11 protein-coding genes are annotated in these 3,646 nt (G+C 57.9%); 3 read left to right on the top strand and 8 right to left on the bottom strand.

The genetic code is table 11. From position 1 onward, the window contains the following. Positions 1-83 precede the first annotated feature (83 nt). The 8 genes from G1C94_RS07550 to G1C94_RS07515 form a co-directional block, all read right to left on the bottom strand. Positions 84-299 (bottom strand): DivIVA domain-containing protein, encoded by a 216-nt coding sequence (locus tag G1C94_RS07550; protein ID WP_172147230.1) that lies wholly within the window; start codon positions 297-299, stop codon positions 84-86. Next, positions 280-510 carry a hypothetical protein gene (locus tag G1C94_RS07545; protein ID WP_172147215.1) on the bottom strand — a complete coding sequence of 77 codons (231 nt, stop codon included), beginning with the start codon at positions 508-510 and terminating at the stop codon, positions 280-282. Before G1C94_RS07545 ends, G1C94_RS07550 begins: the two co-directional genes overlap by 20 nt. Continuing rightward, the gene (locus G1C94_RS07540; RefSeq protein ID WP_253902377.1) at positions 507-731 is read right to left on the bottom strand and encodes a DNA-binding protein; all 225 of its coding nucleotides are present in this window, start codon (positions 729-731) and stop codon (positions 507-509) included. The genes G1C94_RS07545 and G1C94_RS07540 overlap by 4 nt, the downstream gene beginning before the upstream one ends. After that, entirely contained in the window at positions 728-1,111 is a 384-nt protein-coding gene (locus G1C94_RS07535; protein WP_172147212.1) for a hypothetical protein, read from the bottom strand. Before G1C94_RS07535 ends, G1C94_RS07540 begins: the two co-directional genes overlap by 4 nt. A 320-nt stretch (positions 1,112-1,431) precedes the next feature. After that, positions 1,432-1,590 carry a hypothetical protein gene (locus G1C94_RS07530; protein ID WP_172147209.1) on the bottom strand — a complete coding sequence of 53 codons (159 nt, stop codon included), beginning with the start codon at positions 1,588-1,590 and terminating at the stop codon, positions 1,432-1,434. 30 nt (positions 1,591-1,620) lie between these two features. Further along, positions 1,621-1,839: a hypothetical protein gene (locus G1C94_RS07525; protein ID WP_172147206.1), complete on the bottom strand. Its 219-nt coding sequence runs from the start codon at positions 1,837-1,839 to the stop codon at positions 1,621-1,623. Next, entirely contained in the window at positions 1,836-2,102 is a 267-nt protein-coding gene (locus G1C94_RS07520) for a hypothetical protein (RefSeq protein ID WP_172147203.1), read from the bottom strand. The genes G1C94_RS07525 and G1C94_RS07520 overlap by 4 nt, the downstream gene beginning before the upstream one ends. Further along, positions 2,099-2,341, bottom strand: a complete 243-nt coding sequence (locus G1C94_RS07515; RefSeq protein ID WP_172147200.1) for a helix-turn-helix domain-containing protein — start codon at positions 2,339-2,341, stop codon at positions 2,099-2,101. The genes G1C94_RS07520 and G1C94_RS07515 overlap by 4 nt, the downstream gene beginning before the upstream one ends. Positions 2,342-2,407: 66 nt before the next feature. On the opposite strand from G1C94_RS07515, the gene G1C94_RS07860 reads away from it, so the two are divergent. The 3 genes from G1C94_RS07860 to G1C94_RS07500 all read left to right on the top strand — a co-directional run bounded on the left by G1C94_RS07860 (position 2,408) and on the right by G1C94_RS07500 (position 3,502). Next, positions 2,408-2,803, top strand: coding sequence for a hypothetical protein (locus G1C94_RS07860; RefSeq protein ID WP_253902376.1), 396 nt, complete (start codon positions 2,408-2,410; stop codon positions 2,801-2,803). Positions 2,804-2,822: 19 nt separating this feature from the next. Continuing rightward, positions 2,823-3,209, top strand: coding sequence for an ImmA/IrrE family metallo-endopeptidase (locus tag G1C94_RS07505; protein ID WP_172147197.1), 387 nt, complete (start codon positions 2,823-2,825; stop codon positions 3,207-3,209). Between the two features lie 98 nt (positions 3,210-3,307). Further along, the gene (locus tag G1C94_RS07500; protein WP_172147178.1) at positions 3,308-3,502 is read left to right on the top strand and encodes a hypothetical protein; all 195 of its coding nucleotides are present in this window, start codon (positions 3,308-3,310) and stop codon (positions 3,500-3,502) included. Positions 3,503-3,646 lie beyond the last annotated feature (144 nt).

Below are 3,646 nucleotides of genomic sequence, written 5' to 3'. Positions count from 1 at the left end.
TCTGCAACACGACGATCGCGCTGCGCAGCTCGTCCGGGCGCATCGCGCTGAAATCGAAATCACTGGACATCCCCTGTTCCCTTTCACTTGGTTTCATCAATGCCGATGCCGTGTTCACGGCAAATCCCTTCGAGCCTGGAAGCCCGTTTTTCAAAGGCGCTGGCCCGTTTCGCCAGCACATCCAACGTGTCGGCCACGCTGTCGAGAATCTCGTCCACCTCGTCCGGGTCGTAACCCTCGCGCAGCCGGTGCACGCTGATCTCGCAGGTGCGCACGTCATTAGGCGTGAGCAGTTTCATGCCTTGCTCCTTTCACGAGCCGGAAACGCGCCTTGAGCCTTTCAAAAACAGCGGGCGGCAATCCCTCCCACCACAACGGGTAATCCGCCTGATGGGATTCGGCGGCGACCATCCGACCTATCTCCGCGTCCGTCACATGCGAACCGTCACCGATGCGCTTGCATCTGATGAACGGCTGCAACGCCTCCATTTCCTGCGTCATGCCGCTCATACCGCCACCGTCCTTGTCCTGCGCGTGCGTGCGGCCCACCTGCGCACCGCGTCGGCGTCGTACAGAATCCGCCGTGTGTCTTTTTGCGCACCCGGTTTGAGATAGCCCAGCTTCATGAACGGCGGGCCGCCGCCATAGGAACGCCACTGGGCCAACGTGACCCGGCTGCACCGCAAATAGTCGGCGGTCTGCGCGGTATCCCACAATTCCCCGCCGTTCATTCGCTCACCCGCCCCGCCAGTTCAAGGCCGCGATTCGTGAGCCGGTAGCGTGCGCACCTGCCGCCCGATTCGGTCAAACCGTCACGGTCAACAACCTCGACCAGCGGCGGGTCAAGCCTCGCCATCTCGTTAAGCCGCGTCCTGATGGTCGAACCACCCAACGGTCTCGCCTTGGGATTGTCACGACGCTGAATCCTCGCGGACATGCCGCTGACGCGCCACGCCTCGACCGGCAGCGGGACAACCCCGCGCAAATCGAACATGGCGCGCAGCGTGAGCGACTGTTTGCCGTTCACATCGACCTTGCTGGCCGCGTCATGCGAGGTTTGCGGGTCGGTGCCCCTCGCGTGGGCCACACCGCCCAAAGACAAGTCGGACATGCCGCCCTCCTTTCCATCTGCTGACATCCTGTGTCGCGGGTGACCCGGAATCGAACCGGAACCGTCCACACGGCCCATGACGAGAAACCGTGACGCGGCGGCAAACCTGCACACCCTGTGAGACGCCGACATGGCTCGCATATTGGAATCGGATTGCCACCAAGCCAGCGCCCATCTTCGGTTTTCAGTTATGGTTATTTGGTTTTAACGACTGGCCTTTGTCGGGTTTTAAGGTGTTTGCTCACCGCAGGCCTTTTAACGACATGCCCGGGTCGCCAACGGCACCGGAGAGAGAAGCGAGAGAGCCGGTGCCGCAAGCCTCAGATACTGATGACCAGCAGCGAGAGCCCAAGCCAGAGTCCAAAGCAACACACGACATCACCCGGCGTCACCGGCTCACGAGGCCGACCAACCAGAACGATGCTGCAAACGACACCAATCACCGCAAACACAACAAACGCAATCTGCTGCCAAACCATGAGAGTTCCTTTCATCCATTGAGCCGAACGTCATGCCCGTTTGAGCAGGTCGTCCCACACGACCGTCCAGAACAGGGCGAACAGGAAGACCGCCAAATGCAGCACGCTCACCGTCCAATCCCACGCCGAGGCAAGAAGCCAGAAACCAGCCCACACCACCAGCGCCACGTTCACCACGAACATCACCAGCAGAAACAGCCACTTGCAAGCCGACCGGTTTTCATCCAGTTCGGGTTCACTCGTGTTCATCGTTCCGCCCCTTCCTCGCTGGTGTTCTGTCGTATGTCACAGACGGTGTCCAACAGCAGGTCCGCCAGCTGAGTGGCTTCGTCAGCCGTCAGTTCGAGGTAGGAGCGCGAAAGGCTGAGCGTCAGCGTGCCGCGCTTCGTGAGCTGGATGGATGCCAAGGCCTTCGTGTGCACCTTGCACAACGCGCGGAAGTTGTTCTCCGGCTCCTCGCGCACGACCACGGAACCCAGCTCAACGGCTCCATCTTTGATTTCCCCGCTCATGCCGTCACCCGCTGTTCCGCTCCGATGGCTTCCGCCAGCACATCTACCGGGTCTGCGCCGACAGCTTCTGCGGTTGAGATGAAGTCGCTGAGCATCATGTCATTGGCTTTCAGTCGTCTTGCCACTGTCTGGCGGGTGACGCCAAGGTCTTCCGCTATTTGCGTCTTCGGCACCTCATCAAGCAATGCTTTAGCTCGGAGGCTTTTCACAGCCGAAGATGTAACACTTGCTATATTCATTGGTTTTGAATATAACACTTGTTATATTTATATAGCAAGTGCGACACGCCGTGTTACACTTGCTATATGCCGACGAAGAAATACCAATGGTCAAAAGAAGATATCGCCGCCGCCACGGCGATTGACCGAATCATCAAAAAGGCGGGCAAAACGAACGCCGCCGTGGCCGAAGCACTCGATAATGCGATCAGCTACAACCGCGTGCGTGACATCCGCAACGGGTTCAAGGCACCAGTGCGGCTCAGCGAGTTCCTTGCCATTTGCGGCATCTGCGACGCCGACCCAATCACCACACTGCAAAAGGTCATATCAGACGCCAAGGCAAAAGAGGAGGACGAAAGGGTCTCAACCGCACTGGAGAAAGTGCAACGGGGCGACATGGCGCTGGCCGCTTACGCCATCGACAACAAACAGGAGTACATCGACGGAGAGGCGGGGCCAGATTACGACGAACCTGCCTAACCTGCCAATTGACCTGCATATGACATATGGCGACATGCGCCGCGCCATCACCGGCATGCCGGTCACCGTCGCAAGCGCACTACTCCCAGACGGAATGTGCGGCGCATACGACAACGAGACGCGGGTAATCCTCATCGACCGGCGTCTTACCTATGCAAGTAAGCGTTGCACGCTCATGCATGAGATGATTCATTGGTGGCACGGTGACAGCTCCTGCAATCCGCACAGTCGAGCGAAAAACGAATACCGCACACGCCATCAAACCGCTCTGCTATTGATTGACCCAATCGAATACGCAACACTGGAACGTATGTACGAGGGTGACGCTTGGCATATGGCTGCGGAGCTTGGCGTGACAGTACAGGTCATCCGCGACTACCAAGACACACTGTCACAATGCGCCTGATATGACACGCCGCCAACAACCCCTAGGCGTATGCTGGATACACCCAAAAGCGCCTAAAGGGCGCGGGAAAGAAAGAAGAGAAGAATCGGAGGTAAGGCATGAGTGACGTTATTTTCGGCGGCATCATTCTTATCGTGTTGAATACCGGGATCATGTATCTGGTGGTCAAGGCGGCGATATTGGATGCAATTCGGAAGTCTGGGCTGCTTGACGTGCTGAAAATCATGCATGACGAACAGTCGAACCAGACCATTGAAATCGTCTCCAAACTCGATGAGATTCGCGAACATTGACACGCACCCGTGTCATTCGCCCCGCTTCGGCGGGGCTTTTTGATAAAGCCACCAGCACCATTCGCCCGCCACACGCGAACACAAAAACCGCACGATACCAACGAAACAAACTGCGCCAAACCCACCATTTTCAGACCATCTACA

The sequence above is a fragment of the Bifidobacterium panos genome (assembly GCF_012932445.1).
In the GTDB taxonomy this organism is placed as follows: domain Bacteria; phylum Actinomycetota; class Actinomycetes; order Actinomycetales; family Bifidobacteriaceae; genus Bifidobacterium; species Bifidobacterium panos.
This window is presented reverse-complemented; position numbering and strand designations above follow the sequence as displayed.

Coding starts and splice junctions, on each gene's coding strand:
- G1C94_RS07550 (WP_172147230.1), bottom strand. CDS start 299: ATGAAACTGCTCACGCCTAATGACGTGCGCACCTGCGAGATCAGCGTG.
- G1C94_RS07545 (WP_172147215.1), bottom strand. CDS start 510: ATGAGCGGCATGACGCAGGAAATGGAGGCGTTGCAGCCGTTCATCAGA.
- G1C94_RS07540 (WP_253902377.1), bottom strand. CDS start 731: ATGAACGGCGGGGAATTGTGGGATACCGCGCAGACCGCCGACTATTTG.
- G1C94_RS07535 (WP_172147212.1), bottom strand. CDS start 1,111: ATGTCCGACTTGTCTTTGGGCGGTGTGGCCCACGCGAGGGGCACCGAC.
- G1C94_RS07530 (WP_172147209.1), bottom strand. CDS start 1,590: ATGGTTTGGCAGCAGATTGCGTTTGTTGTGTTTGCGGTGATTGGTGTC.
- G1C94_RS07525 (WP_172147206.1), bottom strand. CDS start 1,839: ATGAACACGAGTGAACCCGAACTGGATGAAAACCGGTCGGCTTGCAAG.
- G1C94_RS07520 (WP_172147203.1), bottom strand. CDS start 2,102: ATGAGCGGGGAAATCAAAGATGGAGCCGTTGAGCTGGGTTCCGTGGTC.
- G1C94_RS07515 (WP_172147200.1), bottom strand. CDS start 2,341: ATGAATATAGCAAGTGTTACATCTTCGGCTGTGAAAAGCCTCCGAGCT.
- G1C94_RS07860 (WP_253902376.1), top strand. CDS start 2,408: ATGCCGACGAAGAAATACCAATGGTCAAAAGAAGATATCGCCGCCGCC.
- G1C94_RS07505 (WP_172147197.1), top strand. CDS start 2,823: ATGACATATGGCGACATGCGCCGCGCCATCACCGGCATGCCGGTCACC.
- G1C94_RS07500 (WP_172147178.1), top strand. CDS start 3,308: ATGAGTGACGTTATTTTCGGCGGCATCATTCTTATCGTGTTGAATACC.